The organism is Kribbella italica (assembly GCF_014205135.1).
GTDB lineage: Bacteria > Actinomycetota > Actinomycetes > Propionibacteriales > Kribbellaceae > Kribbella > Kribbella italica.
The window spans coordinates 7,787,953-7,814,811 of sequence record NZ_JACHMY010000001.1; the positions used below are offsets into that span (position 1 = coordinate 7,787,953).

At 67.2% G+C, this 26,859-nt stretch carries 28 protein-coding genes and 3 pseudogenes; 19 read left to right on the forward strand and 12 right to left on the reverse strand.

Annotated features, from left to right (window positions below; all coding sequences use genetic code 11):
• Positions 1 to 5 precede the first annotated feature (5 nt).
• The 4 genes from HDA39_RS36475 (at position 6) to HDA39_RS36490 (ending at position 3,775) form a co-directional block, all read left to right on the forward strand.
• Positions 6 to 182, forward strand: a complete 177-nt coding sequence (locus HDA39_RS36475; protein ID WP_184803100.1) for a hypothetical protein — start codon at positions 6 to 8, stop codon at positions 180 to 182.
• Positions 183 to 254: 72 nt separating this feature from the next.
• Positions 255 to 1,853 carry an MGH1-like glycoside hydrolase domain-containing protein gene (locus HDA39_RS43960; protein ID WP_184803101.1) on the forward strand — a complete coding sequence of 533 codons (1,599 nt, stop codon included), beginning with the start codon at positions 255 to 257 and terminating at the stop codon, positions 1,851 to 1,853.
• A 516-nt stretch (positions 1,854 to 2,369) separates the two neighbouring features.
• Complete coding sequence (locus tag HDA39_RS36485) at positions 2,370 to 2,915, forward strand: hypothetical protein (protein WP_184803103.1); 546 nt, start codon at positions 2,370 to 2,372, stop codon at positions 2,913 to 2,915.
• A 374-nt stretch (positions 2,916 to 3,289) separates the two neighbouring features.
• Positions 3,290 to 3,775, forward strand: coding sequence for a hypothetical protein (locus HDA39_RS36490; protein WP_184803105.1), 486 nt, complete (start codon positions 3,290 to 3,292; stop codon positions 3,773 to 3,775).
• A 69-nt stretch (positions 3,776 to 3,844) separates the two neighbouring features.
• Here the strand turns inward: HDA39_RS36490 and HDA39_RS36495 are convergent, their stop codons facing one another.
• Entirely contained in the window at positions 3,845 to 5,008 is a 1,164-nt protein-coding gene (locus HDA39_RS36495) for a competence protein CoiA family protein (protein WP_184803107.1), read from the reverse strand.
• 386 nt (positions 5,009 to 5,394) lie between these two features.
• Between HDA39_RS36495 and HDA39_RS41980 the strand changes: the two genes are divergently transcribed.
• Positions 5,395 to 5,943 (forward strand): hypothetical protein, encoded by a 549-nt coding sequence (locus HDA39_RS41980; RefSeq protein WP_202893228.1) that lies wholly within the window; start codon positions 5,395 to 5,397, stop codon positions 5,941 to 5,943.
• 333 nt (positions 5,944 to 6,276) lie between these two features.
• On the opposite strand, the gene HDA39_RS36505 is transcribed toward HDA39_RS41980, so the two are convergent.
• Positions 6,277 to 7,224 (reverse strand): hypothetical protein, encoded by a 948-nt coding sequence (locus HDA39_RS36505; protein WP_184803109.1) that lies wholly within the window; start codon positions 7,222 to 7,224, stop codon positions 6,277 to 6,279.
• Between the two features lie 373 nt (positions 7,225 to 7,597).
• Between HDA39_RS36505 and HDA39_RS36510 the strand changes: the two genes are divergently transcribed.
• Positions 7,598 to 7,834, forward strand: a complete 237-nt coding sequence (locus HDA39_RS36510; protein WP_184803111.1) for a hypothetical protein — start codon at positions 7,598 to 7,600, stop codon at positions 7,832 to 7,834.
• A 29-nt stretch (positions 7,835 to 7,863) separates the two neighbouring features.
• Here the strand turns inward: HDA39_RS36510 and HDA39_RS36515 are convergent, their stop codons facing one another.
• On the reverse strand, positions 7,864 to 8,226 hold the full coding sequence (locus HDA39_RS36515) for a hypothetical protein (protein ID WP_184803113.1): 363 nt from the start codon (positions 8,224 to 8,226) through the stop codon (positions 7,864 to 7,866).
• A 424-nt stretch (positions 8,227 to 8,650) separates the two neighbouring features.
• On the opposite strand from HDA39_RS36515, the gene HDA39_RS36520 reads away from it, so the two are divergent.
• The 5 genes and pseudogenes from HDA39_RS36520 (at position 8,651) to HDA39_RS42810 (ending at position 12,217) form a co-directional block, all read left to right on the forward strand.
• Positions 8,651 to 10,075, forward strand: coding sequence for a hypothetical protein (locus HDA39_RS36520; protein WP_184803115.1), 1,425 nt, complete (start codon positions 8,651 to 8,653; stop codon positions 10,073 to 10,075).
• A 54-nt stretch (positions 10,076 to 10,129) separates the two neighbouring features.
• A complete protein-coding gene (locus tag HDA39_RS36525) occupies positions 10,130 to 10,579 on the forward strand; it encodes a hypothetical protein (protein ID WP_184803117.1) in 450 nt (149 codons plus the stop codon).
• 82 nt (positions 10,580 to 10,661) lie between these two features.
• Entirely contained in the window at positions 10,662 to 10,943 is a 282-nt protein-coding gene (locus HDA39_RS36530; RefSeq protein WP_184803119.1) for a hypothetical protein, read from the forward strand.
• A gap of 1 nt (position 10,944) precedes the next feature.
• Positions 10,945 to 11,337 (forward strand): annotated as a pseudogene (locus HDA39_RS44165) (AlbA family DNA-binding domain-containing protein); the annotation flags it as partial.
• Between the two features lie 607 nt (positions 11,338 to 11,944).
• On the forward strand, positions 11,945 to 12,217 hold the full coding sequence (locus HDA39_RS42810; protein ID WP_238356238.1) for a hypothetical protein: 273 nt from the start codon (positions 11,945 to 11,947) through the stop codon (positions 12,215 to 12,217).
• Between the two features lie 198 nt (positions 12,218 to 12,415).
• Here the strand turns inward: HDA39_RS42810 and HDA39_RS42815 are convergent, their stop codons facing one another.
• The 3 genes and pseudogenes from HDA39_RS42815 to HDA39_RS36545 all read right to left on the reverse strand — a co-directional run bounded on the left by HDA39_RS42815 (position 12,416) and on the right by HDA39_RS36545 (position 14,438).
• Complete coding sequence (locus tag HDA39_RS42815; RefSeq protein WP_238356239.1) at positions 12,416 to 13,273, reverse strand: hypothetical protein; 858 nt, start codon at positions 13,271 to 13,273, stop codon at positions 12,416 to 12,418.
• A 276-nt stretch (positions 13,274 to 13,549) separates the two neighbouring features.
• A pseudogene (locus HDA39_RS44170) lies at positions 13,550 to 13,894 on the reverse strand (bifunctional DNA primase/polymerase); the annotation flags it as partial.
• Positions 13,895 to 14,000: 106 nt separating this feature from the next.
• Positions 14,001 to 14,438, reverse strand: a complete 438-nt coding sequence (locus HDA39_RS36545; protein ID WP_184803125.1) for a hypothetical protein — start codon at positions 14,436 to 14,438, stop codon at positions 14,001 to 14,003.
• 88 nt (positions 14,439 to 14,526) lie between these two features.
• Between HDA39_RS36545 and HDA39_RS44175 the strand changes: the two genes are divergently transcribed.
• The 3 genes and pseudogenes from HDA39_RS44175 to HDA39_RS36560 all read left to right on the forward strand — a co-directional run bounded on the left by HDA39_RS44175 (position 14,527) and on the right by HDA39_RS36560 (position 16,552).
• The gene (locus HDA39_RS44175) at positions 14,527 to 14,667 is read left to right on the forward strand and encodes a hypothetical protein (protein WP_420488807.1); all 141 of its coding nucleotides are present in this window, start codon (positions 14,527 to 14,529) and stop codon (positions 14,665 to 14,667) included.
• Between the two features lie 356 nt (positions 14,668 to 15,023).
• A pseudogene (locus HDA39_RS41990) lies at positions 15,024 to 15,206 on the forward strand (DUF427 domain-containing protein); the annotation flags it as partial.
• A gap of 512 nt (positions 15,207 to 15,718) precedes the next feature.
• Positions 15,719 to 16,552: a sigma-70 family RNA polymerase sigma factor gene (locus HDA39_RS36560; RefSeq protein ID WP_184803127.1), complete on the forward strand. Its 834-nt coding sequence runs from the start codon at positions 15,719 to 15,721 to the stop codon at positions 16,550 to 16,552.
• A gap of 215 nt (positions 16,553 to 16,767) precedes the next feature.
• Here HDA39_RS36560 and HDA39_RS36565 read toward each other — a convergent pair whose 3' ends face one another.
• The 4 genes from HDA39_RS36565 to HDA39_RS36580 form a co-directional block, all read right to left on the reverse strand.
• Positions 16,768 to 16,986: a hypervirulence associated TUDOR domain-containing protein gene (locus HDA39_RS36565; protein WP_184803129.1), complete on the reverse strand. Its 219-nt coding sequence runs from the start codon at positions 16,984 to 16,986 to the stop codon at positions 16,768 to 16,770.
• A 150-nt stretch (positions 16,987 to 17,136) separates the two neighbouring features.
• Positions 17,137 to 17,598 (reverse strand): SRPBCC family protein, encoded by a 462-nt coding sequence (locus tag HDA39_RS36570; RefSeq protein WP_184803131.1) that lies wholly within the window; start codon positions 17,596 to 17,598, stop codon positions 17,137 to 17,139.
• Positions 17,595 to 18,107, reverse strand: a complete 513-nt coding sequence (locus HDA39_RS36575) for a pyridoxamine 5'-phosphate oxidase family protein (protein WP_184803133.1) — start codon at positions 18,105 to 18,107, stop codon at positions 17,595 to 17,597. The genes HDA39_RS36570 and HDA39_RS36575 overlap by 4 nt, the downstream gene beginning before the upstream one ends.
• 330 nt (positions 18,108 to 18,437) lie before the next feature.
• Positions 18,438 to 19,424, reverse strand: coding sequence for an iron-containing redox enzyme family protein (locus tag HDA39_RS36580; RefSeq protein ID WP_184803135.1), 987 nt, complete (start codon positions 19,422 to 19,424; stop codon positions 18,438 to 18,440).
• A 172-nt stretch (positions 19,425 to 19,596) separates the two neighbouring features.
• On the opposite strand from HDA39_RS36580, the gene HDA39_RS36585 reads away from it, so the two are divergent.
• Entirely contained in the window at positions 19,597 to 20,205 is a 609-nt protein-coding gene (locus HDA39_RS36585) for a flavodoxin family protein (protein WP_184803137.1), read from the forward strand.
• A gap of 110 nt (positions 20,206 to 20,315) precedes the next feature.
• Positions 20,316 to 21,215 carry a sigma-70 family RNA polymerase sigma factor gene (locus tag HDA39_RS36590; protein ID WP_337926045.1) on the forward strand — a complete coding sequence of 300 codons (900 nt, stop codon included), beginning with the start codon at positions 20,316 to 20,318 and terminating at the stop codon, positions 21,213 to 21,215.
• Between the two features lie 382 nt (positions 21,216 to 21,597).
• On the opposite strand, the gene HDA39_RS36595 is transcribed toward HDA39_RS36590, so the two are convergent.
• On the reverse strand, positions 21,598 to 22,632 hold the full coding sequence (locus tag HDA39_RS36595; RefSeq protein ID WP_184803139.1) for a LacI family DNA-binding transcriptional regulator: 1,035 nt from the start codon (positions 22,630 to 22,632) through the stop codon (positions 21,598 to 21,600).
• Between the two features lie 10 nt (positions 22,633 to 22,642).
• Entirely contained in the window at positions 22,643 to 23,779 is a 1,137-nt protein-coding gene (locus HDA39_RS36600; protein WP_184803141.1) for a glycoside hydrolase family 99-like domain-containing protein, read from the reverse strand.
• 183 nt (positions 23,780 to 23,962) lie between these two features.
• On the opposite strand from HDA39_RS36600, the gene HDA39_RS36605 reads away from it, so the two are divergent.
• Genes HDA39_RS36605 through HDA39_RS36615 form a run of 3 tightly spaced genes read left to right on the forward strand, consistent with a single transcriptional unit; the run spans position 23,963 to position 26,843 of the window.
• Positions 23,963 to 25,051: a sugar ABC transporter substrate-binding protein gene (locus HDA39_RS36605; RefSeq protein ID WP_184803143.1), complete on the forward strand. Its 1,089-nt coding sequence runs from the start codon at positions 23,963 to 23,965 to the stop codon at positions 25,049 to 25,051.
• Positions 25,048 to 26,076 (forward strand): ABC transporter permease, encoded by a 1,029-nt coding sequence (locus HDA39_RS36610; protein ID WP_184803145.1) that lies wholly within the window; start codon positions 25,048 to 25,050, stop codon positions 26,074 to 26,076. The genes HDA39_RS36605 and HDA39_RS36610 overlap by 4 nt, the downstream gene beginning before the upstream one ends.
• Complete coding sequence (locus tag HDA39_RS36615) at positions 26,073 to 26,843, forward strand: ATP-binding cassette domain-containing protein (protein WP_184803147.1); 771 nt, start codon at positions 26,073 to 26,075, stop codon at positions 26,841 to 26,843. The genes HDA39_RS36610 and HDA39_RS36615 overlap by 4 nt, the downstream gene beginning before the upstream one ends.
• Positions 26,844 to 26,859 lie beyond the last annotated feature (16 nt).

The window sequence follows — 26,859 nt, forward strand, 5'->3', positions numbered from 1 at the left end:
AAGCGATGACGAACGAGAGCGAAGCGGCGTACGGCCGGATCCAGGAATCCCTCGCCCGGGGCTGGAACACGTGGGACACGCGCAGCGTGCTCACACAGGTGCTCCTGCCGGACGCGCTGGGCCTGTCCTTCGGACTGAAGGAGTACTACCGGGGCACGTCACTGCGGACCACGCAGATCTGACGGCGGACCGAAGGCGCGGAAACCGTCACCCTGGGCCGGCACGCCTACGACGGCAGCTACACCGAGACGACCGTGCGCTGGGCGGGCATCACGATCCGCGTGCAAACCGCGCACGCCGGCGACGACCTGGTGGCGCTGGTGACACCGACCGGCAACCAGCCCAAGAGCGCGCTGCTGACCGTCGCGGTCGGGTACCTGTGGAACCGGCCGGGCTCGGTCAGCCGCGGGGACCACCAGATCACGGCCGTCGGCCCGGACGGCAGGACGGTGGACGTGTTCGGCACCGCGCCGCACGCGAACGACCCGTACGTCGACATCGACGGCCCCTACCTGGCCCTGGACCTTAGTACTGCTGTGGGCGTCAGCACCGGACGCGCGCGCGACCTGGCGGAGATCGCGGCGATCGTCGCCGCCGCGTCGGCCTCGATCGGGCAGGCCGGGTCGGACCCGCTCGCACAGCATCGCGAGATCGTCCGCGACGCCATCTCCTGGAACACGATCTACGAACCGGCGAAGTCCCGGGTGGTGACCACGGTCAGCCGGCTGTGGAACGTCGGCAAGCGCGGCGGATATGCCTTGTTCTGCTGGGACGCGTTCTTCAACGCGCTACTGGCGGCGGTGTCGAGTAAGGAGCTCGCCTACGTCAACACGGTCGAGATGCTCCGCGCGATGACGCCGGAAGGCTTTGTGCCGAACGTCGAGCAGGGCACCGGCCGCAAGACCTACGACGGGTCCCAGCCGCCGGTCGGCTCGCTGGTGGTCCGCGAGCTCTACCGGCGCTTCGGCGACCGGTGGTTGCTCGAGGAGACGTTCGGACCGTTGCTGACCTGGAACCGCTGGTGGTGGCAGGTCCGCCGTGACGGCGAGCTGCTCTGCCCGGGCTCGACGTACTTCGATGCCGAGTTTCCGTCACCGCAGGACGTTCCGCGGATCCACCAGCACTTCGGGGCGACCTGCGAGTCCGGCTGGGACGGTCACCCGGTCTTCGACGACGTACCGTTCGACAAGTCCAAGAGTCTGCTCGCCGCCCACGACGTTGGCCTGAACAGCCTGTACGCCGCCGACTGCGAAGCCCTCGCCGAGATCGCGGACATCCTGGGCGAGTCGGATGCCGCCGCGGAGCTGCGCGAGCGGCAGGCGGCTGTGGTGGCGGCGATGGAGGCTCTGTGGGACGAGCCGAGCGGCATCTACCGGAGCCGTCGTACCGACTCCGGACTGCCGACTGAGCGGCTGTCGGCGATGAGCTTCTACCCGATGCTCGCCGGTGTCGGCCCGGCCGAGCGAACCCGCCGGATGGTGGACGACCACCTGCTCGCCGACAACGGCTTCGGTGGCGAGTGGATCCTGCCCACGTCCCCACGCAGCGAGCCGATCGACACGCGAGAAGGCAGCTACTGGTCCGGGCGGGCCTGGCCGCCAGTGAACTTCCTCGTCTACCTGGGACTGCTGCGGGCAGAGGAGAAGGACGCGGCCCGATGGCTGGCCGAAGGCAGCTCGCGGCTGGTACTGAAGGAATGGAACGAGCACCGCCACGTGCACGAGAACTACTCGAGCATCCACGGCGGCGCCTGCGACAAGCCCAACAGCGAGCCCTTCCAGACCTGGGGCGCGCTACTGAGCCTGATCACCCTGATGGAACGCGGCGAGGTCACCTTCTTCACCGGCGAGTAACCCTGATCAGCCCGCGGCGGTAGCCGGAGTAGGAGAAGGAGAAGGTGCCGCCGCCACTGATCGTCACCTCGCCGGTGAAGGTATCGCCGTCCGGCGACGGCCGTCGATCTCCGCAACCTCGGAGCCGCGCTCAACCGCGCGCTCCCCGCTGAACTGGTCGCGCTGCTCGGACTCGCCAACGGCACAGAACACCGCGCCATCCGAGGATCGCTCGTCCCGACCCTCTACAACCTCGTTCCGGTGAAGGACATGCTGTCGACACGGCAGATGCTGCAGAAGATCCAGCAGCAGATCAGTGGTTCCGGCCCTTGGCCAGGCGACGGCGATCCGGCAAGGCGACCAACGACGGACTGGCTCGGCAGCTTCCTACCGATCGCAGACGCAGCTGACGCCAGCGTAGTTGGCGAGCGTGACAGCCGATGTGGCGAGTCGCTGAGCGCGCGATGGTCGGTTCCGGAGTCCTGTCATTGACAGGTGTTGGGATTACCCGGCGCACGTCGACGGTTGACTACAGTCATGACTGCCGCGGCGTTCCCCCCTTTTCCGGACTTGAGCAAGCTTGCCTTCCGGAAGACTGACCCGAGCGACCACGAAGGCGGCGGCCACTGCGCGGGACTCCCGGATGGCTCCTTGCACGGGCAGTGGGACCTGGTGCTGGCCCAGCACATCGCCGCCTTCGACTACCTCGTGGACAAGGCCGCCAGTGGACAGGACGGCTGGGCGTTGACCCGCCCCGTCCTGTTCTCCGCTCACCACGTATGCGAGGTGGCGCTCAAGACGGCATGGGTGGCGCATGCGGGGCAGTCTCCGAAGAGGGGCCACCACCTGGAACCCCACTGGACCCGGCTCGCGAAGGCCGGCGGGCTGCGGCACCTCGACCCGCCGCAGATCAACGAAGCACGCGACTTCATTAGCCTGATGGCCGAGCTGACCCCGGACGGGCAGACCACCCGCTACCCGATGCCGGGCGTCGATGATCTGGGCGCGACTTGGTGCTGCCTCAACAGCAGCGGCCTACGGGATGCTGTGTACGCCTTCGTCGCACGCCTGGAGCCCCGCTAGCGATACCCCCGGAGTAGAGAGCCTCCGATTACAGCGTCGCCGGGCAGCGACCGGACGCCGCCAGGTAGTTGGCAAGGTCCGCCAGTTCGGCTGGCAAGCCGCCAACAAACTCGGCAATCGACAGCCGATGTCGATCGCCAGCGCTTCCGGTGCGGTCGGATTCGTGGCCGAGAAGCTACCTTTCGTCAGGTGCAAAGTCTCAACGACTCCTTACAGCACTCGGCTGCTGTCCGTTCTCGGCGAAGCTGGCACTTCCTCAGTGAAGGTGGCACGTCGGGCGCAGATCTATTGCCGGTAAGCCGAAACTGTCGGTCCTCTCGTCAAAGATTCGCTCACTGCCCGCACAGTGCGGAGGGTGAGAGGAAGGTGGCCTCGTGTCCGGTCGAACGGTCAAGGTTTCAATCGCCGAATGGCTTAGCAACATCGTCGGGTCGTGCACAGATCAGCTGAACGGCGAGTTCAGCGACGACGAGCTTGCCCATTTGAAGAACAGGCACGACAAACTGATGTTCGGGGCCTACCTGATGGGGACCTCGGACAACGCCGTCGCGATCAGGGCGCTGCTCGAGAGCGCGCATCTGGGCGACCGCAAGGTATCGATCCCTGAAGGGCTTCCACAGACCCCCGAGACGCCCGGCACCCGCGAGAACCCGACACCGCTGACGATCGGGACCCTGCGGGCCTTCCTCGCCTGCCGGACCGACCTCTCGGACGACCTCCCCGTCGTGGTCGGCGGCGTCGATATCGACGACAACAACCGGGAGCTCAGCGGGTTGGCCGACGCGATCTGGAGCGACACCGAGGGCACCTTCGGTGGCCGGATCTGCATCAGCGCGCGGAGCATCGGGCTGGTCGACTGACACCCCAACCTCTGCTCATTGCCAGCGCACACGCGGCTGCGTGGCCCGCAGCACTCATCGGAGAACCAGCTACGCGTCTCGGCGCGACCCGTCGGGATTGGGTTGTGGGGAGGGGTGGTCCTCCCCGGAGGGCATGATCTGCGCGCAGGTCCAGCACACGTGCCGGGCCGGGCCGGGCGCATTGGCGAACGGCGGAAGCGCGTCGGGCCGGTAGATCCTGTGTCCCTTGCCCGGTGGGCTGACCAACGTGAACACCAACCGGCGCGGTCTGTGGCCTCCCGGGAACAGCATGAGCCGAGGCCAGGCCGCAGTTTGATCGGTACGAGCATCGACCGTTTGGATCTCGAGCAGCCCCTGGTCTGCGGGACCGCTGATCGCCGGTTCAGCCGCAGCGGCCTGGCCGGCGAGATGATCGGGCGTCTCCAGGGCGTTCGGGGCCAGGGCCGGTTTCTGGTCGGTCTGAGGGGCGGGTTCGTTCTCAGGATCCGGGACGGGAACATTGATCCGCGTCTGAAGACCGCCGGGCGGCTTGAGTCCGGCCGCCCCGAGGTCGAAGTCACCGATGGGTGCCAGCAGCGACGAGATCTTGTCGCCGGGTCGGGGCGGCCACCAGCTTCGCTGGCCCGGTTCCTCGGCGTATAGCACCCCAATTCGGGAGCTGGTCAGGTCGAGCGTCCACCCCGGCAGTTCCTGACCGTAGACGATGTGCGGTACGCCGGTTGCCGGGTGCCACAGCCACACGTCGACCACGCCGGCGGCGACATAGTCGCGGTGGCGTGCCAGCCAGGCGGCGTCGGTGAGTGTCTGCTGCTGCAGCTCGATCGCCACCAGGGCGCCATCCCGGAGCCTCACTTGCACGTCGCTGCGGCGGGTGTTGCCGTCCAGCCACTGTTCCACCGACACGTCCTCGACCTGAGGAAGGCCGCGCGCCCAGGTCGCGATGAGCTGTTTAGCCTCCGCGTGCCATCTGGTTTCGGGGCCGTGACCACCACGGGGAGCCTGGTGAGGCGGGTGAGCGAAGTGCGCTCGCCGGCGGCCACCGAGGCGGCCCTTCACTACGACCGGCACCGTCGCGGGCTCGGCCCGATCCCGGCCCTGGTAGCAGAATAGGCACACCAGGCTGCGATCACCGGTTGCGGCCTTGCGGCGCCAGTGCTCGAGCGGCTGATCGTTGACGTGTACTTCGCGGCCGGCAGTCAGATCGAGGCCGACCACCAGCAAGTCCTTCGACATCTGGGCATCCCTTTCGACACGGAACAGCGCATGCCGAACGGAGACATCAACAACCCGTCGCCGGACGCGCGTGCGCGTGGACAGATGCCCCGACGAAAGTTGTTTGGTGTGATGTCGTTGAAGAGAGAATCCGCGCAGTATCAGTTAGTCAGCTGGGGCGCTCAGAGGCCCGGATCACGTTAGTTTTAAGGGCGCGGGAAAATTCTTTGTTTGTGTGTGGTGTGAGTTTGGTGTTTCGAGGCTTCACCAGAGTAGCGCACCGACTGGCCACGGAGCTGACACACAGCCGGGCTGTGGATAACCGGGTTTCGCGCCCGCGGCGGGTCCGGACGACGGTCGTCCGGCCGGTTGCGCGGAGCAGGTCTTCGAGTCGTACGGTGCCACGTGTGACGTCCAACGATCCGACCAGCTCCCGGGACCAGACGACCTCCGACAGCGAGGCGGCTGCCCGGCACCGCGCGGCCAGAGACCTGGCCGGCAAGGCCGAGACCCACGTCGGCCGGGCGGACGGCTGCACACCGATGACCAGGATTCTGCGCCGGATCAGCCGCGGTCGATTCGGCCGCAGCACCTGGAATCCCGAGTTCGAGGACGGCCTGACCGCTCCGTGGCGCGATACCCCTGCCTACGGGCGGCCGGGATGGCGGGAACGGGCCGGGTACATCGGGGACGAGGAAGTGTTCGCCGTCGACTACACCATCTGCGCCCGCTGCGGGGCCGGGTGGGTCGAGATGCCGTACACCTACGACGGGTACACCCGGTGTGGCCTGGCCACCGCCGCGCTCTCGGCTTTGCGCGCCGGGCACCCGGGCCTCAGCTGGTACACCGCCGGGGGCCACTATCGCGACGCCGAAGCCTTCTGGGTCGCTGCCGGGCAAGGTGTTTCCGGTGGATATCGCGCCCGGCAGCTCTGTTCGCACGACCTCGGTCTCTAGCTCAGCGCTGGCCGCCGCAGGCAGGTCAGTCCTGTTCGATCTATGGCGAGATGTTGTTAGCAGGCTGGCGCTACCCAGTTTGAGGTAGCAGTCACCGCTACCCGGTACCGGCACGACCTGGCCGACGCCGGTGACCAGCCTGCCGTTCCGGTTCACAACGTCACCACCTGGCACGGCGGCCAGGAGACACAGATGTAGTACTGGGTCGTCACCAATGCGACCGCTAGCGAGGCCGGCCCCGACATGCACCAGGTCGGCCTGCTGATACTGCGCCGGTTCAGCCGCCGCCAGCCGATCGCCACAGACCGAGCGCTGGGAACCGGCGCAGACTGGTCAGGGCACCCGCGAAGGCCGGCGCCACCAGTCCTCAAAAGGTGCCTCCTCGGGCCGTGAGAGGGTGAGACGCAGATCGATTCTGGACGAGCCGTCGAAGAGCTGGACCAGACACGGCAACAACCCGTCCAGGTGCGGTATCGGCCTCTTGACCGCCGTCAGCCCCAGATAGAGGTTTGGGGAGCAGAGGTCCTCGATGAGCCTGGCGCACCGCGCCTCGGTCAGGGTGCGCAACTCGACCTCGATGATGACGCGGTCGCGCGGGTTGGTCCACGTGTCGATACCCGTTGCTCCCAGATCCATGAGAAGTCCGAGGTGGCGCATTATCGAGCTGGTCGTCCGGAGTTGGCCTGGGGAGAAGATCTCCGGACGCTCACACTCGACCGCGGACGGCGCCTGGGGATGGTTCGCTGCAATGCAGCCCCGGGAGTGGTCGAGCGCCCAGTGGTGCGCATCCCAGAAGTCGGCCGCGCTGACACCTCGGAAGCGAACGGCCCCGCGGTGGCCGATCCGATAAAACTCGAGCTGATCGCCAATGTCACGCACTCGGAGAGCAGGGATGCCGACCTCGCCCCATTCGCCGTACTCATCGATCTCGGGCAGCAGGTACATCCCCAATGTGACGGCACTTTGTCTTGCCCGTGGGTCGATCTCGACAGTCAGGAGATCTGCCTCGGGACGGATGCGGACGGTCTCCATCACCCCGGGAAGACCCCAATGCGAATCGTCGCCAGGATCGGCGGAGTCGAACCGGCTGTCTTCCTGCGGGCAGTACAGCCACCTCAGTGCCTGGAAGACCAATCCCTCCAAGATGGCCTGGGACTCGATCGGGGCGGGAACCGCTGGGCTCCCTGCCGGCGCTGATGCGACCTTCGCCCACGCGGCGGCGTAGGGCTCGAGGGTCGCTCGGGCTCGAAGAGTGGCGAGGTCGCGGTGGCGAATGGTCATGACTGTTCTCCGGTCGCCGCTGACCCGGCCCGTGAACGTGGGTGAAACCCTGACAACAACTGAGATGGTTGCGGGGGTGTGTCCGCGGCACTTTGTCTGCAAAGCCAGGTCAGGAGCCAGGAGACCGGACACCCTGCTGCCCGGCTTCGGAGGCTAGCACTGCAGGGGCCGATTCGATCGCACGCCTCGTAGTGTCCGGCGCGCTTCGGTCCGCTGTTCAGGGACCCTGCTCTGTGCCGGTGCACGATGGCGGCCAAACACCCAGCCGAGGGGTGCTCTAGCGGAGAGTGTGCTTCGCCGTCCTGAGGGGCCGCTTGAGGTCCGCAGTGGGGGAAGGAACGCTCCGCAGTCTCACCGAGAAGGAGTGCTCGTCATGACCGCCAGCCGGGAGACGCTGGTCGTGGCCTCGGTCAGCGTGCTGTCCGGCGCCGAAGCGCAGCGCCTGGCGGACGTGCTTGTGCTGTCGCCGATGCCGGCGGCCGCGCTCATCGCTCCGGTCGACGTTCCGCCGGACATCGCGAGCAAGATCCGGACGTTCGCGGAGTCGCAGGAGCTGGGAGGCCGCGACCGACTTCTTCGTTCTGGTCGCCCGGTTCTATCAGCCCGCTGACAGCGGCGACGCGGATTCGCTCGAGATCGTCAGGGTTTGCACTCAGGGACGACGGTTTCGAACTTCACAAACGCAGAGTCAACGTCCCCCTCGCCACCTTCATAACGACCTTCGAGAATCTTTGCGAAGAAATAGCGGCCACTCGAGTTGTCGAAGTAGCAGTAGAGCTGAATTTTTGTCCCGTTAGGCAGCCTGACACCGATCTGCTCTCCCTTGGTAATAGCGAAGAATACGTCCTCAGCGATTGGGTGCTGAACCTGGGTTGCCGGTGCCTCAGTAGTCCTCGGTGGGATGGCAGCAGAAGCCGTACTCGCAGCTCCGATGGAGGAAATCAGTGCAGTGGTGAAGGCGAAAGCAAGGCCAGCCGTAGCGCGCATGATCTTCTTTTTCACTGCTCGCTCCTTTGCGATTGTTCAAATATATTTCGGGCGTATCGGATCGTGAATGACACTCAGGCAATCACGACAAGCTTTCACGCTGCTTTCACGACGCTTTCATGATGCTTCTGCAACAACTCCACGTGCAATTCTGTCTCACCCACGGCTTCCTTGCCCCGACGGTTCGTCTACTGCCGGCCTGGGGCGATCGTGAGGGTGAAGGTTGACGGCGCGGTGAGGTCGTCGCCAGCGTTCAGGATCCCGCCCGGGTCGCGAGACTTCGCCCAGGCCATGGCCAGCCCGCCCGGGTTGGCGGCCTCGTGAACAGGTCACCTCGATCTGTCTGTGCTCGGGCCGCCGAGTCGGGAAGAGGCAATGCAGCGCGATCGTTGTGCTACTTTGAACTCAAGTGTTGTGTCTACCTACAACAGTTAGGTGCATGAGCATGCGCGTGTTTGGGCATCAGATTCTCGCGAACGGCCTGCGGACCGATCACCCGATCCCTGGCCTGCCGTTCGTCGACGACTCCCACATCCCGGTGGAAGACCCGGACGCAATCGAAGCGGTCGGACGCAACCGGGGCGAGGGCCAGTGGGGACGGACCGATCCGTGCCTGCAGCGCACCGCGAGCGAGAACCTCCCGTTCGGCGACAAGGCCTTCACCACCGATCCCCATCGTCACGACCTGGCATGGCTCGTGCGTATCCACCCAGACTTTGGCCGCACCGTCGTCCTGATCGCCGATGCTGACGCGTCCGGGCTGTACGCGAATCTTGAAGACGACACGCTGCTGTGGCGGGCAGGCGGGTACTGGTGGAACGGCGAAGGCTGGCGACGCCCGCTGCAGCTGTTCGACCTGTCCCTCGAGGCCTACATCAGGCGCCCTGTTCCGGGGGCAGCGACCGTCTCCGCAGCACAGACCCTGGAGCGCCAGCATGCTGGCCAGGGCGCGGACATTCTGACCGTGGACGACGTGAAAACCCACGGCGAACCGTTGGATCGCTACGACTGGCTCCGCCACCTGGCCGCCTGGGCACAGCAGCGGCCCGAGGACGGTCTGCCGCTTGATCAGTGCGTTGTCGACATCACCGCGCCCGAGCTCTCCGGGAATCAGCTCCTCAGCCTGAATCAAGCGGCCTCGGTCGCCGGCATCACGGCTGGGACGCTGCGGGGCTACATCTCCCGCGGCGAGGGCAACGTTCCCGATCCCCAACTCGTCACGGGAGGCCGGCCGCAATGGTCGCTTCCGGTCATGAACGAGTGGGTTGAGACACGCGCCTACACAACCGACGAGTCGGTCAAGGCCGTAAGCCTGGACTTCGGCGAGGGCCCGCACGTCGGCTTCGTCGATCTGCGGGAGAAGATCTTCTACTGGATCCTGTCCCGCCTCAGCCGTAGTCCGGAACTCAAGCCGCGCTTCGCCCTCCGCTGGCGCGATCAGCAGTCCTTCAAAGAGGTCGCCATGGACCTCAGCGGCACGATCGCGGCCGGCCTGGACGAGATGGTACCCCTCTCCGAACTCGCCCGAACGACACTTGAGGCGATGCTCGGCGCGGTACTGCGCAGCTGGTACACCACCACGACCTACGAGACGGCAGAGGACCGGATGCGCGCGCGGCCCCGGATCTATCACATCGACGACGACACCGGCACCATGCTGGACTGGCTGATCCGCCACGACCCGCGCCGCGGCCGCTGGGTGGTCTACACCTTCGTCGGGGACATCCTGCGCGAGAACGATCGCTACGAGACAAACCGCGACAACCTGATCCACACCCTCAAGGTCGCATTAAGCCACGGCAAACTCACCGACGAGCAGGTCGACAGCTTCCTCAGAACAGCGATCATGCCGAACGACGACTGAGCCGCGCCGTCGGCGCGGGCGTCTCGTCCGTGGGGGCGGCCACAAGTGCTCGTCATGACCGCCATCGGGCAGACGATGGTCGTGGCCTCGGTCAGCGTGCTGCCCGGCACCGAAGCGAACCTGGTCGCGCAGCGCCTGGCGGACGCGCTCGTGCTGTCGCCGATGCCGACGGCCGCGCTCATCGCGCCGGTCGACGTACCGACAGACATCGCTAGCCAGGTCCGGGCATTCGTGGCGTCGCAGGAGCTGGCGGAGGCCGCGGCCGACTCCTTCCCTCTGGTCGCCCGGACCTATCAGCCCGCAGACAGCGGAGACGCGGATTCGCTCGGGAGCGCGGTGACGATCCGGGAGCTGTGGCAGCAGCACGTTGCCGGCCCCGAGACCGGGCTGGTGGGAGTCACGATGGTGCCGCCGACCGATCCGGCCCGCTGGCTGTCTGCCGTACGGAGAGCGCCCTGGATCGTCGAGACCAGCAACGACCCATCGGGCCTGCTGCCGCACTGAATGATCAGCTTCGGATCGCCGCCGCATCTCCTGGGGAGTCACCCCTTCGGCAGCCAGCGGCGGACCGTTAAGGTCGTCACTCGTGAACGAGTACGCGAGTGATGCGAGCGCAGCGCCGGAGGTCCGGCACGCCAACTTCGTCGTACCGGACTCGCGCGACGGCGAACCCGAGCTGGTCAGGGAGCCGATCAGCAACGAACGGACGTGCCTCTTCAAGGCCGACGGGGCGGCCAGAGCCGACACCGGCCCGATCGCTGCGGAGCGGCGGGATCGCGTCGCCTGCGATGAGTTCTGGTACGCCGCGACCATGCGCGTCCAGCCGACCCACATCGCTGCTCGGCTCGACCGCCGCAGCCATGGCTGACATGCGGTCCCGATCGTTCTACCTCGGCCCCAATCGGCCCAGAGTATCGATCGCCAGTTGGAGTGATCTGGTCACGGCGGCCGAAGCGGGCGTCTTCCACGAGAACCAGTGGGTCGAGCTCAAGGAAAACGTCCCCGCCGGGACTTCGGCCAACAGTGAGCTGGCCCGCGACCTGGCTTCACTGAGCGTTGACGGTGGTGTCTTGATCATCGGTGTCCAGGACAAGACCCATGACATCGTCGGAGCTCCGCTCAAGGGGCTCGCAGACCGGATCACCCAGGTGGCTGGCAGCCGGATCAGCCCTCCACTGCAGGTCACGATCGCGCCGCCGTTCCATCATCCTGATGATCCGGATAGGGCAGTCCTGGTCGTGACGGTCCCCGCGTCTCAGACCGCGCCGCAGATGGCCGATACCCGTTACTGGCACCGCAACGCCCAGGGTAAACAGGCCATGGGCGACTCGTACGTCCGGCTCCTCCTGCGTGATCGAGACCAACGCACAGAAGACTTCGAGCAGCGCCTCCGCGCGCTCGCGGACGAGGAGTTCGACACATGGCCCGCCGACGAGCGAGCCAACGGCCACCTCTACTTGCTCGCCGAGCCAGCCGCCGAGCGGGTCCCGGTGCCTCTCGATGAGACCGCGGCCGTCGACCTCGATCCCGGCGAACTCTGGCGCACCGTTCTCGGCCCTCAGCATGACCACCTAGCCCCGACGTTCCGGAGCCTCCGCACATCGGTGCCGCACCCGGACGGACTCCTCCTCGCGACACGGGATCGAGCCGCGGACCCTGCGGTGACCGAACGAGACCACCTGAGGCTCCTCATGCGCAACGAAGGGGCGGTCATGGTCGCCTGCGGCTCAGCCGTCGCCCCGCCGTACTGGCATGACCAGCGCCGCCGCGAGGTCGACGTGCGCAGCACGACACCATCAGCCGCAGATCCGGGGCGCATCGATCTGCAGAGTCACGTGGGCCCGGTTCGTACACACGTGGTGCGTGCTCGTGGCCCACCTGGCCGAGACCTACCTCGGCTACAGCGGCGAGTGGCGGCTTGGCATCTTCATCACCGGCACCCGCCTGGCCACCGCCACGAACAGCGGTATGTCGACGTTCCGCGGCTTCCAGGCCAGCGAATACATGAGCCAGACCACGGCGACCACCGGACAGTTGGCCGACGAGGCAGGCGAGGTAACGCTACGCCTGTTGACTCGTCTGGCCCGTGGTCTCAACGCCGCCGCGTTCTACACGCCACTGCGATTCCCTCCACGTAGCTAGTACGAGACAGCATGGGCAGCCCCAACTAGTCGGCCGGCTGCCCGGGCTGGGGTGATCGCTGCACAGCTGCCGGATCGCGCCCGCCCGGGGCGGTGCATCGGGCGCAGTTCCGGTCTGGTACGGCGCCGCCAGCAAGCCGCAGACGCGCGCTGCCCGTGCTCGCGCGGTCGGCTGTTGATCCTTCAGCCTTCCGGGGGCTCAACAGTTCGTCACCGGAGTGTCATCGGTGCGAGCGTCGACCTCGTTGACATGAGAACCGCTGGGATCGACGATCCAGAGGCGGGCGGAGTCCTTGCGCTTGAGCGGGGTGAATTCGAACGGCTTGCCGTGGTCGTCGACCTTGATTGAGCCGCGTTCGTTGGACCCGTACTGGTAGTCGACGGTCACGCTGAACCTGACGTGGTGTTCATCAGTGTGGAAGTTCAGCAGGAAGCCGAGCTTCTCGTTCTTGGCCAGAGTCACCATTCGCCTGAAGAAGTAGGGAGTGCTGGTGGCTTTCCCGTCTGCCGTCATTACATGCCCTACGAGCTGTGCGCTGTCGAGATCGAAATCCAGCAGCTCGAGATCACCGCCCCCGCCCTTCTCGATTAGTGGGCAGACCAGGGCCTTGGTGATGGCGGGCATTTTCTCGATCGGATCGATGCGGATGTTGGTGATGGTGATGGTTTGCTCGCGGTTCCCGCGCAGGTAAACGACCGCTGGATTGGTCCGAACGGCTGGAACTCCACCGTCAGGAACCGGGCTGGTTCCTCGGTTGCTTCCGGAGTTCACCTGCTGCGCGAACCTCTCGGCCTTGCTGACGTCCTCGAACGCCATCGGCCAATCTCTGTCGAAGTACACCTTCTCAACCTTGATGGCGTCTGAGGTAGCTACCTTGTCCACCACCGGGCCGACCGGCACCAACTGTTCCGACGCGCCCGAAAGTGTTCCGGCTACCCATGCCCCGATGGCTAGAAGGGCGGCTCCGCCAGCCCCGCCAAACAGCCACTTGCGCCGTTTTCGAGTTGCCTTCGTTCGCTGCTTCTTGCTCTTCTCGTTTTTCTTCTTGCTGTTCATTAACTGGCCCCCTAGGTCCCGCCCTATGGGTATCGGCCCAGCGCAACGAATCGTTACAGACTGCCTTCCCAATGAGGTTTCGTGTACGGCGACCAGCCCTGCGCCCTGAATCAGCGACTGCCGATGAGAGCTGCCAGCCAGGCCGGCAGTAGCGCGACCGGGACGTCGACGTCGATCACGTACTCGCGGCCGTCGACGATCGATCCGGGACCTGCGAGGTAGCCACCGAGTGCGCCCGGGGCCGCGGATGTCGATGCCTGGTCTGAGCCGGGAGGTGCCGCCGGCCACCGAGGCAACGCTCAGGCCGGGCGAGACCCTGAACACCAGTTGCCAGCCGTCCTGCGGCGTGCACACCTCGGGCCTGACCGGCCGCCGCTGATCCCACCGCCGGCACAGGTGGTCGAACCGGATCACGCCGTCGGCGCCGGCGTCCGCACTGCCACCTGTGTGGCGGTCCAGGTCGATGCCGACGATCCAGGAGGCGATGCCGATGTTCGCTCCGGCTGGCCAGGCGGCCCGGACCGCGGCAGTGTCAACGGAGCCGTGGCGGCCGGGGCAGGAGCGATAAGGGCGGGGCGATCTGGAGGGTATGTGCTCACGCAACCTCGTCCAGCCGAGCACCTAGACGTGGCGGACTTCGGCCTCTGTCGGTGTGGCTGCCAGCCGGCTCCAAGGGGAGTGACCGGTCGTGAGGAACGCTGACCGCCCGCTCCCCAGGGAGCGATACCTACTCGCTGATGAACAGCGTGCGGTAGGTCGGATCGGTCGGATGGGCGTACCCAGTCCAGCCGAGCGCGGCCCAGAATATGTCGGCATCCTCGGAGAACGCCGCGAAAGTTCGGTCGGTGTAGGCCTGGGTGAGGAGGTGGATCGCGCCGGTGCCGATACCGGTGCGGCGCCGATCTGCACGCACCTCGAAGAACTCGATCTCGGTGAAGCCTCCGGGTGGGGCGTGGACGCCATAGGCGTCTCCGGAGGTCGACTCGACGTCGATCTCGGCCCGAGCAACGTCCTCGCCGGTTTCATCGGTGATCGACCACCAATCGTTGCTCTCGCCGTTCACCTGCCGGTAAACCCACCAGTCCTCGTTGAAACCTGCGCGGTCATCGAACGGAGGCTGAAACGCCTCGGGATCAGACACGCGCCGGATCAGTCGCAGAACCATGCCGAGAGTGTCCCACTGCCCCGCCGAGAACGGCAGCTCGCGCGTCGGAGACTGGATGTCGAACGGACGTGGGCCGCCCGCGTTCGATATGCGCGCCTCGCACTTCGGCCACCACGGCAACGACTGCAGCTTCGAAACGATCCCGCGCCACTACGACCTCACCGATCCGCTCCTCGTGGACCATCGACGGCATCGTCCAGGAAACAGACCTCGACGACGACCGGTATGACGCGCCAGAAGCTGCCCACTTCGGCATCGCCCTCCGCGGCCTGTCCATGATCGGCGACGACGAGCAGACACTCGCGATCGCAAGCCCTTATCCGACGGCCCCTGCGAATACAACCAGCGCCGCATCCAACCAGGCCGAGAGCCGCCTGATCCTGCGCTCTCGGGAGCGTCTTCTGGTCGTCCAGGGGTTCCGGCGTTGTGTTCTTGGACTGCATGGAGGGTGGCCGAAGGATGATGATGCGTGCTCTGTGGAACGGTGCAGTGCTCGCGGAGAGCGACGACCCCGTGGTCGTCGATGGTAACTACGACTTCCCGGCCTCAGCGCTTCGGGTGGAGTAGGTCACGCCCAGGTCGACCAAGTTGTTGTGCCCGTGGAAGGGCATCGCGTCGAACTGCTGCGTCACGGTGAACGGCGCCACCAACGCCGACGCCGCATGGTCCGACCGTCATCCACTGCCGTTGGCGCGGAAGATCAAAGATCGGGTCGCGTTCGGCAACGGCGTCGAGATCGTTGCCTCCGGCCCTCAAGCCTCGAGCTGAGCGAAATGCTCGAACGCGTGGCTCGCTCGTGAGATCGGTGCAGGCCTTCGGGGCTGATGCACTCACCGGATAACTCACCGCTTTCAATGGCAATCAGCAGCAACTTCTGGCATCCGGCCGCATGCCTCGATGCGCATACATGCAAGTCACGGGCGGCAACGAGTGTTGTCGCCCAATGATGACAAGCCTGGTCCGAGAAAGCGGGGGTTAGGGGTTCGAGTCCCCTCACCGGCTCTCTGATCTGGGCGTACGCCGCAGCGGCACCGCCCGGCCCTCAGGTCGGTCGCACGTCCCGGTGCTCAGCGGAATCCATCCGGGACTGCCGGCGAACTTCGTCGAAACTTATGCAAACGCCCGTTGTCGGATCGGCTCGGCTACGGTGGCTGGAGTGGCTGTCGATTGCGGGACGGCCACTATCGAGAGTTGCCCCAGACCTCGGCAGCCCCTGTGGTTCTCGACCGCGGTCCGGAGATGCGGCCGCGCCGTGACTTACACCTCGAGAGGTCACGCTCGTGCATTTCTCACCAGAAGCCGATCGATCCGTCGTACCCGTCAACTGTTCGTCGCCCCGGCAACGTGCGCTGCGGGAGGCAGCGACGCAGGAGCTGCTGCAGGCCAGATCTGTTGCCGATGACAACGATAAGCGGCGGCGTCTCCTGGAGGAGGCCGTCGAGCTCAACCTGGAGATCGCCCGCGGGATCGCGCGGCGCTTCCGCGGTCGCGGAGCCGAGGACGACGACCTCGAGCAGGTCGCTTGCCTCGGGCTGATGAAGGCGGTCACGAACTACCGCCCGGAAACCGGGGTGCCGTTCATCGGGTACGCCGTACCGACCATTCGTGGTGAGGTGAAGCGGTTCTTCCGCGACTGCAGCTGGACGGTTCGCATTCCCCGTCGGCTGCAGGAGCTGCAGGGCAGGATCTCCCGCGCCTTGCCGTTGCTGGTGCAGGAGCTGGGCCGGGAGCCCACGACGGAGGAACTTGCCGAGCGACTCGGCGTGGACTGCGGCGAAGTGCGCCAAGCCGACGCGGCGAGAGGTTGCTTCACCGTGTTGTCGCTGGACCGGCGGGTCGGCGGCGACGACGGCGAGCTGCGCCTGGCCGACGTCGTTGCGGACGACGAGGATCCGCACCTGCGCCGGATCGACACGATCGACCAACTGGGCCCGTTGGTCAGCGAACTCGTCCCTCGGGACCAACGCATCCTCGAACTCGCCTTCGTCGAGAACTGGCGCCAGGTCGACATCGGCCAGGACCTGGGGATCAGCCAGATGCAGGTCTCACGACTGCTCGCCAAGATTCTCGCCGGCTTGCGGGAACGCCTGAGCTCGACGGAAAACGCGGCCTGAGTACCCGAGAGTCGCCCCGCGATCGAAAGGGAACGCGGGGTAGGGCAGCACGGGCCGGCATGACGACCTGGTTCGCGACTTGCGGCAGGGGATCAGGCCCTCACGTGGCCGCGATCTCGCGACCACGTGAGGGCGACGCGATGGTGGTCGGTATCCCCGACTTCGCCGACATCGAACTGTCGAACCGAGCAGGCGATGGCTGCCCGGAGGGTGATTCAGTCGCTGATGCGGCGGAGCGCCGACGGTTTGTGGACCGCGGTCCGTCCCGACTTCTCGCTGCGGACCAAGTACTGCGGCTCCTCGGGTGAGGCGTCGACGGTGCGCTTGCCGGCGTGGGTCCGTTCGGTGAGCTTCTTCTCCACCGTGCCGCGCGCCGTACCGCCGTGACTGTCCCATTCGACCTGGTCGCCCCGACGGAACGTGGTGTCAGCCATGGCGAGGCCCATCGGTGGACGCTCGGGTGCTGCGTTTCGCCAGGATCACGCCGCCCCTGAAGAGAACGGGGATCAGACGGTCGGACCGGCCAGCGCGAGCGCGACGGCGAGTAGGCCGGCCGGGAGCGGACCACGCACGCCGTCGCGAGGTCATCGTGTGCCCGGGCTGACGTCTCCCCGCCAGGAGCCGGTCTCGGAACCACGAGCCTCGATGAAGGCCTTGAAGCGGGTCATGTCTGCTTTGATCCGTCGCGAGATGACGCCGGTCTTGTCGGCGACCGTCTCGGCGATGCCTTCGGGATCGATGTCGATCTGCGCGGTGACCCGGGTCTTGCTCTCGGCGAGACGGTGGAAGGTGATCACGCCGGCGTGGCTGGTGCCGTCGACGGACTTCCAGGCGACCCGCTCGTCGGGGTGCTGCTCGGTGATGGTGGCGTCGAACTCCCGGGTCACGCCGCCGATGCTCGTCTTCCAGTGCGTGTGGGTGTCGTCGGTCTGACGGATCTCGTCGACGCCGTCCATGAACTGCGGGAAGGACTCGAACTGGGTCCACTGGTTGTAGGCGGTGGTGACGTCGACATCGACGTCGACGGACTCGGTGGTGTTGCTCATCGGTTGCTCCTGTCGCTCAGGTCTACTTTTTCGTTGTCGGCGGGGAACTTGTCCGGGTCGCCGGAGACAGCCGCACGGACCGCCCCGAACATCCGCGCGACCTTGCTGCTCGGACCGTCCCAGTACTCCGCGCCCTCGGCGTGCACCTTGAGCAGCACCAGACCGGGAGTTCCGGGGCCGTCCGGGAACCAGATCTTCAGCGGCGCCGACCACAGTTCCTCGGCCTTCTGGCGGTCCTCGACGACCTCGACGGTCCCGGTGATCGAGGTCCACTCGGCGTCCTTGTCGTTGGCGAACGACACGTTCACCTGCGGATTGGCCAGCGCATCGGCCACTTTCGCCGAGTCGGAGTAGGCGAAGAACCACAGGTCGCCGTCGAACTCGACCTCCTGCACCGCCATCGGCCGCGCGTGGTGCCGGCCGTCGAGGGTCATCGTGGTGAGCATGCAGCTCTGGGCTCGTTCGACCATCTCGGCAACCCGAGTGACCTGTTCGGTGTGTTCGGCCATGCTGGTGCACCCTCTTCGTTTCGGTGATCTCGACTTCGAGCGCCCCGGTACCCCAGGGACCGAAGCCGGAGACCGAAACTTGTGCACGACTGCCGCCCGGTCCGAGCAGGTCGGTCTGGTCGGGGTCTACGCCGCAGTGGCGTACGCCGACGCGCAGAGCCGCGGACATCATCGAGCGGTAACCGACAGGTTGCGTCGTTGCCGTGGGCCCGCGGGATCAGCATCGGGGTTGTCGGGGTCCGGGTCGGGGAGTCCCGGAGGGAACGGTGGGATGGGATTGGTCGACATGAGACACCTCCAGTGAGCTGAAGGAGCCTCCGGTACCCGCGCTCACGCCGATCGGACAGGTCCGCGCGCCTCGGCATGGTCGGGCAGGGTGTTCCAGGTGGTCAGGAGGTGGGTGGCGAACAGGTTGTCGATGCCCAGGGAGCAGGCGGCGCCGAAGAGGATGTCGGCCTTCGCGTCCGGATGGTCGGCGGCGAAGGAGTCGCACAGGTCGTGAGCCGCGATCTGTTCGTGAACGGCGTCGGCCTCGACGTGTTCGGTGAAGTATCCGGCCTGGTCCTGTCGCGCGCCCAGTCGGGTCGCGCCGGCGGCGTACCGGCGGTTCGGCAGGGTCGAGGTCATCTCGAGCGCGGCCAGGTGCCCGAGCAGTGCGCCGATCCAACGGCCGTGCAGCGCGAAGAGTGACATGACGTTCGAGACCGCCAGGGTCACGGCCGGTACGTCGGGGACGTAGTGGCCGTAGGTGTCGTCGAGGCGTAGCCAGCGCATCGTCGTCCGGAAGAGCTCGGCGTGCATCCGCTCGGGACGGCCGCCGCCGTACTCGTCGGCCTGGATCTCCACGAGTGCGGCCTTGGTGGCGCCGTCCAGGCGAGGAATGCCGAAGCTGTGAGGGTCGGCTTCCTTGAGCTGGTAGACCGAGCGGTTCATGACGAACTCGGCGAACTGTGGAAGATCCGCGTGCCGGTGCAGATGGGCCGCCAGCGGCGGTCCGTCATCGGCGTCGACCAACGCGCGCAACTGCTTCGACACCGGGTCGTCTGTTGCCTGGGGCCACCAGGTCTGCCGGAGCCAGTCCGACCACCGCCGTTCGAGCTGTGCCCGGAACGCCAGGAGGTCCGGATCCCACTCGGCCTCCGCGGCGACGCCGTCGAACCCGCGATAGTTCAGCTCGTAGCAGCACCACAACGCCAGCTGGAAGTCGGCGTCGTTCCACGGCTCGAGCTGTCCGACCGCTGGAGGTGGCTCTTGACCGCCTCCGAGCCGTCCGGCCACCCAGCCACTCAGGGGTCCCCGTGCAGGTGGTACTCGCATGTTCGCTCCTCGTTGTTCGAGCGCCCCGGTACCCGTGCGGAAACAGGCGTTCGAGCGGGGACCGGTCGGCCAGCAAACCCTTCTGTGACGGGTCGTCCCCAGGGGAGCGTGATTCGCTACGGAAACCGGGTACCTGGGTGCGGACAGCAACGATCGGTTCGGAAAGGAACTCATGACAACTCTTCGCGCGGTGGTTCTCGGGTGTTCGCTCAAGAAGTCGCCGGCTCCTTCGAGTTCGGAGTTGCTTGGTCGGGAGGTGCTGGCGGCACTGGCTGATCACGACACCGATGGTGAGGTGGTGCGGATCGTCGACCACACGGTCAGGTTCGGGGTGTCGACCGATGAGGGGGACGGGGACGAGTGGCCGGGGATCCGGGAGAAGGTTCTCGCCGCGGACATCCTGGTGATGGCGACGCCGATCTGGATGGGGCAGCCGTCGAGTGTCGCGAAGCTTGTCCTGGAGCGGCTGGATGCCGAGTTGGCCGAGACCGACGACGAGGGGCGGATGCTGACCTTCGGCAAGGTCGCGGCGGTTGCGGTGGTCGGTAATGAGGACGGGGCTCACCATGTCACGGCGGAGTTGCTGCAGGGGCTGAACGACGTGGGGTTCAGCGTCGCTGCCGGCGGTTCGACGTACTGGGTCGGTGAGGCGATGGGCAAGGTCGACTACAACGAGGCGGGTCCCAAGCCGGACACCACCGGTGCGGCCACCAAGACGCTGGCGGCGAACGCGGCTCATCTCGCGCGGCTCTTGAAAGACCGGCAGTACCCACCGAGCTGACGCGATCTTGTGCAACGCACCGCCTTCTGGTTTTCTCGAAGGCAGTGAAGTGCACGTTGCCCTAGACCTCGGCAGCCAGTTCGTCCTCGACTGTGCCCAAGGCGGCTTGTGTGCCGGCAACGATCTCGACCGAGACCAGCAAGAGTTTCGCCGCTCTCGCGGTGGCGACGTCCACAGCCGTGCTCAGCGAAGAATTCGATCAAACAGTTGTTCCCGCCAGCTGTTCGTCGGCTCGGCAGCGTGCGCTGCGAGAAGCAGCGACGCAGGAGTTGCTGCGGGCTCGGGCCGAAGCGGCCGACGACCTCGAACGTCAGCAGCTGCTGGAGCTGGCCGTCGAGCTCAATCTCGAGGTCGCGCGTGCGATCGCGCGGTGCTTCCGGGGGCGTGGCGCCGAGGACGACGACCTCGAGCAGGTCGCGTGCCTCGGTCTGACGAAGGCGGTCCGCGGCTACCGGATCACTGACGGCGTGCCGTTCATCGGGTACGCCGTACCGACGATCCGCGGCGAGGTGAAGCGGTTCTTCCGCGACTGCGGCTGGGCGGTCCGCATTCCCCGCCGGTTGCAGGAGCTGCAAGGCAAGATCGCCCACGCGCGGCCGTTGCTGGCGCAGGAGCTGGGCCGTCAGCCCACACCGGGAGAAGTCGCCGAGTGGCTCGGTGTGGACAGTGGCGAGGTGCGCGAGGCCGAGGCCGCCAGGGGCTGCTTCACCGTGCTTTCGCTGGACCGGCCAGCCGGCCCTGGGGACGGTGCGCTGTCGCTGCTCGACCTGGTCGCGGACACAGAGGATCCCCGCCTGCGCCGGTTCGAAACGATCGACCAGCTGGGCCCGTTGATCGACGACCTCAGCGCGCGGGATCGGCGCCTTCTCGAACTCGCCTTCGTCGAGAACTGGCGGCAGGTCGACATCGGGCGTGAGCTGGGGATCAGTCAGGTGCAGGTCTCGCGCCTGCTGTCCAAGATCCTCACCCGCCTCCGAGCACGACTGCAGCCGGCCGGCGCAGTGGCTTGACAGCCTTCTGCATCCGGGAGGGTCTCCCGGGAGCTACCTGCTGTACGCCGTACTGGGCGGAATCGCGCCGACGGTGAGGGAACCATCGGCACGATCCGTCCCGGGCGGAGCCGGACATCACGTTGTTCACCGCGCAGGCTCCGAGAGCCAGTTTGGGGTGGGTGCACTCCGGGATGGTCCGGCCGGTCGGCGCCGGCCAGAGAGGGCGTGTGGACGAGACGCCCCGCCGTGGATTGCCGTACCGCCCCCGCGACAGGATCGGCACCGGTCCGACTTCATGGCCATCTGAACCTCCGGCCGGGGGTACCCACCCGTCAGGTCCGTATACGGCGAATCCCCGACTTCTTTGGGCAACCGGCACCCACCGCAGGGTGACCCAGGCCTACGGCTGCGAGGAATCGCGGGCGACGAGTTCCGGGGTGAACGTGATTTCGCGATGAGGTGCGCCCGGGCTGTCCGCACGTTCGAAGAGCAGCTCGGCGGCCGACGTGCCGATCTCGTACGCCGGTTGCCGGATGGTGGTCAGGGGAACGACGGCGAGCTGGGCGTCGGTGATGTCGTCGTAGCCGACGATGGCCAGGTCGTGGGGGACCGACCAGCCGGTGCGGATGAGGGTGTTGACGATGGCGATCGCGATCAGGTCGTTGCCGCAGAGGACCGCGGTCGGGCGGGGGCTCAGCGCCATGATCTCGCCGGCCAGTTCGCTGCGTTCTCGGGGGCTGCGGCCGGTGGCGTCTACGCGGTGCAGGACCGCACCGGAGCCGTGCTGTTCGATGGCGGCCAGGGCGCCCTGGTAGCGGGCCTGGATGACGAGCTCGCCGCCTGGGCCGCCGGCGAACAGGACCTGGCGGTGGCCCAGCTCCAGGACGTGTTGCATCGCGAGTTTGCCGCCGAGGTGGTGGTCGAAGGTGACTCGGGACGTGCTCATCGCCATGCCTTCGCCGCCGACCACGACGATCGGCGTACCGACTGATTCCAGGTCGCCGAGGTCGGGGGGCATCGACGCGGTCGCGGAGATGATCAGGCCGCCGACGCGCATCTCGGCCAGGCTGCGGATGTAGAGGGCCTGGCGCTCGGAGTCGCCGGCGGTGTCGCAGTACACGAGGACGTCGCCGCGGCTGCGGGCGACGTCCTCGACGCCGCGGGCGATCTCGGTGAAGAACGGGTTGCCCGCGTCGGGGACCAGCAGCCCGACGGTGTGGGTGCGGTTGCCGCGCAGGGTCCGGACCGCGCGGTTGGGGACGAAGCGGGTCACGTCGATGGCCCGTTCGATCCGCGCCCGGGCGTCGGGGGAGACGGTCCGGGTGCCGTTGATGTAGTTCGAGACGGTGCCGAGCGAGACGCCGGCCAGGGCCGCCACGTCCTTGATCGTCACGTTCTTCGCCACTACCACCCCGTACGTCGGCCTGCCCGGCAACCGTCCCATCCTAGTGCCCGAAGACGTCCCGGATCATCTCCAGGAACCCGTACCGGTGATGGGTGTCGGGCAGCAGCGCCGACCCCTCGGTCCACTCGTTCCAGGCGTTGACGGTGACGATCGGGTACGGCGGCCGGTGCCGCTCCAGGAACGCCTTCGCTTGCAGCAGGCCTTCCCGAAAGTCCGAAGGACTCGGGTCCCAGACCGGTGTCCACGGGTAGCCGCCACGGTCGAAGGGCAGCGACTGGTCGGTCCGCGGAGAGGCGTCCCAGCCCACCGTCACGTTCGGGTAGAACGGGACGTCGAGCTCCGCGGCGTACTTCTCGTACTCGGCGAAGGCCGCCTCCCGCAACGGTGCGACCTCGGCGACCGGGAAGTCGAAGTCGTTCGCGTCGGCGTGATGGATCCACACGTACGACGTGGCGCTGCGAAACCCCAGCGCCCGCACGAGTTCCCGTGGGTCGCTCACCGTGATCGCCGCCGGCAGGACGCCGATCCCCCAGACCACGGCGTCGCAATGGATGCCGGGATGGCCGGCCCGTTGCGTCTCCTGGTCGAACCACCGCAGTGCGTCGGCCGCCGCCTCCACGCCGCCGAGTCCGGTGATCAGGTTGCCGAGCTCGTAGATCGAGAACCACGGCCTGCCCTCGACGGTGAGGTAGTTCGGCCGGGAGAAGTAGTTGTCGATGACGTGCCGGGCCATCTTCTCGAACGCCGCGCGGTCGATCGCGCCGCGCTTGAGCTCCCGAGGGGTGCCGAGTGCCGGATCGCCGTGCGGGAAGATGTCGAGCAGCTCGTGGTTGGCCCACATCAGGGCGAACTCCACGTCGTCGCTGTTCGCCGCGGACAGCAGCCCCTCGTCCAGGGCGGCCTGCAGGTACGGCCCGTCGTCGTACCAGTAGTAGTCGACCAGGAAGCCGTCGACGCCGTACTGCCGGGCGAGGTCGATCTGGGCCTCGGCCGCGTCGGCCGCCGACTCGTCGACGTAGCCGGCCAGCGGGATCCTTGGTTGCCGATGGCCCTCGAAACGGGGTGCCGCCGCGCGCAGCAGCTCCCACTCGTCCCAGTCCGCGCCGAACCACCGCGCGTTGCGGGGATCGCGGTGCCACCCGGGGAAGTAGTAGGCGAGGACCTTCGGCCTGTCCATCGATCACGCTCCCAGCAGAGCATTGGTTGAAATATTTCAAGGGTCACCCTAGGTGGCCCGCCGGAGCGCTGTCCAGGGTGGTTGGCCGCCATCGGACAGGCGATCTGCGAAGTCTTGACGGCGATCGGGGACCTCCATAGCATCCGCTTGTTGAAACATTTCAACAAGCCCAAGGGAGAGTCCATGCGCTCGCGACGTACCCAGCTGGCCCTCGGCGCCCTCGCCGCGACCCTCGTGGTGACCGGTTGCTCGGCGGGTGACCAGGAAGGGTCGTCGGACTCCGCCGGTACGACGGCGTCCACGGCCACCCACACCGCGGCGGAGGTCGCGGCCGCCACCGGGACCTACCAGGTGAAACCGCTGTTCGCCGTCCCGAAGACGCTGCCGAAGAAGTACCGGCTGGCGTTCCTGAACCCGGGTCTGAGCTACCCGTTCTTCGCGACCTGGTCGGACGGGATGAAGGACGCGGCCAAGTACTACGGCGTCGACCTCGACGAGGCCGACCTGAACTTCGAGTACGACACCCAGCTCGACCAGTACAAGCAGCTCGCCGTGAAGCTGCCGGACGTCGTCGGCTCGCAGCCGATGAACGACGCCACCTACAACCAGGCCAAGCAGGACGGCGTCCGCCTGGTCCTGGTCGACGGTTCGTTCAAGGACGTGCCGAGCTTCGGCGTCGACGACCAGCAGGTCGGGGCGCTGGCGGTGGACACGATGAAGGCCGCCGCGAAGGCCAAGACGAGCGGAGCCTGGAAGACCAAGAAAGTCCTGGTGGCCGGCCTGACCTCACCGAACTGCGGACCGTGCGACGCCCGGGTGAAGGCCGCGTTCACCCGCGCCGGGACCGAGCTGGGGATCCCGGCCGAGAACACCGTCATGCTCACCCCGCAGGGACAGGACCCGACCACGTCGGCCGGAGCCACGTTCAACGACTTCCTCACCGCTCACCCGGACGACGCCGTCCTGATCGTCTCGTACGGCGACGAGCCGGTCGTCGGCGCGATCAACGCCGCCAAGGCGGCCAACCGGGAAGGCGATATCCTTGCCGTCAGCAACGGCGGGGACAGCGCCGCGCGGCTGGCGTTGCGCGACCCCAGCAACGCCGGCGTCCTGGTCGCCGCCGTCGACTTCCAGCCGTACGCCGAGGGCTGGAACTGGGTCGAGGCCGCGATCGCCACCGCGATGGGCAAGCCGTTCGACAAGTTCGCCGTCGGCCGCGTGCTGACCGCGGCGAACGTCGACCGGTTCTACCCGGAAGACAAGACCAAATGACGACCGGCACCACCGCGAAGGCCGGCCTGCTCGGCGTACTGGACCCACGCCGTCCGGCCCCTGCGTCCGGCCGGTCCGGGCAGCGCCGGGTCTCCGACCGCCTGCTCGATCTCGGCATCTACGTCGCCTTGGTTGCCTTGGTCATCTACTTCGCCCAGGCCTCGCCGTACTTCCTGACCCAGCGCAACCTGCTGAACGTGGGAGCCGCGGTGGCGGTCACCGGCGTCCTGGCCGCCGGGATGACGATCGCGCTGATCGCCGGTCAGCTCGATCTCACCGTCGGGGCGAACATCGCGCTGACCAGCGTCGTGGTGTCGCTCGCGATCGAGAGCCTGGGCTGGAGTACGCCGGCCGCCGTGCTCCTCGGACTCGCGGTCGGCGTCGGGATCGGCCTGGCGAACAGCGTGCTCGTGGTCGGCGTCGGCATCAACTCGATCATCGCCACGCTGGCGATGGGCATCGTCCTGCGCGGCGTCGCGCTGATCAGCACCGGCGGCCAGACCAAGCCGCTGACCGACCTGACCCTGCCCGAGTTCCTGCAGCTGCGGCCGCTCGGCGTACCGACGACCGTGTGGATCCTGGTGACGGTGTTCGTCCTGGGCTGGGTCGTCCTCACCTTCACCCCGGTGGGCTGGCACATCTACGGCGTCGGCGGGAACCCGAGCGCCGCCCTGCGCGCCGGCATCCGGACGAAACGCCTGTACGCCGGGGTGTTCGTCACCACCGGAGTCCTGGCGGCCATCGGCGGCATCATCACCACCGGGACGTCCAGCAGCGGCGGGCCCAACTATGCCAACGGCGCGGAGTTCGACGTCCTGACAGCGGTCCTGCTCGGCGGGATCGGGCTGGCCGGCGGGTCCGGGCGGATCCAGCGCACGCTCGCCGGTGTGCTGCTGATCGGCGTCCTGAACAACGGGCTGACGCTGCTGTCGGTCAGTTCCTACTACCAGCAACTCGCCCGGGGCGCGGTGTTCGTTCTCGCCGTCGTCCTCGGCGCGACGGCCGAACGGCGGAGGGCCCGATGACCCAGACATCCACCGCACCGGTGCTCAGCGCGGACGGCGTCGGCAAGGTGTTCGGCCACGTCCGGGCGCTCGAGCAGGTGTCGTTCGACCTGCATCCCGGCGAAGTGCTCGCGGTCCTGGGGGACAACGGCGCGGGCAAGAGCACGCTGATCAAGATCCTCTCCGGCGTCTACGACCTGACCGAAGGGGAACTACGGGTCCGCGGCAACCACGTGGTGTTCGGCAAACCGGCGGACGCGGCGGCGGCCGGGATCGCGACGGTCTACCAGGACCTGGCGCTGGTCGACACCCGGGACGTGGCCGCGAACCTGTTCCTGGGCAGGGAGTTCCGGCGCGGGCCGTTCGTCGACCGGCGGCGGATCTACCGGGAGGCCGAGCGGATCCTGGCCGGCCTCACCATTCAGCTCCCGTCGGTCCGGGTCCCGATCTACCTGCTGTCCGGCGGGCAGCGGCAGGCCGTCGCGATCGCCCGCGTCCTGATCGGCGGCGCCGACATCGTGATCATGGACGAACCCACCGCCGCCCTCGGCGTCCAGGAGTCCGAACGGGTCCTGCGCCTGGTCCGCGACCTGCGGGACGCGGGCAAGGCCGTCATCCTGATCAGCCACAACCTCCAGCAGGTGTGGCAGACCGCCGACCGGATCCTGGTCATGCACCTGGGCCGGGTGGCCGGCATCCGCCGCCGTACCGACAGCACGGTCGAGGAGATCGTCAAGCTGATCGTGTACGGCGAGGCGCCCGCAACCGATGCTGTCGAAGGGATCTGACATGCCCTCGTTGTCG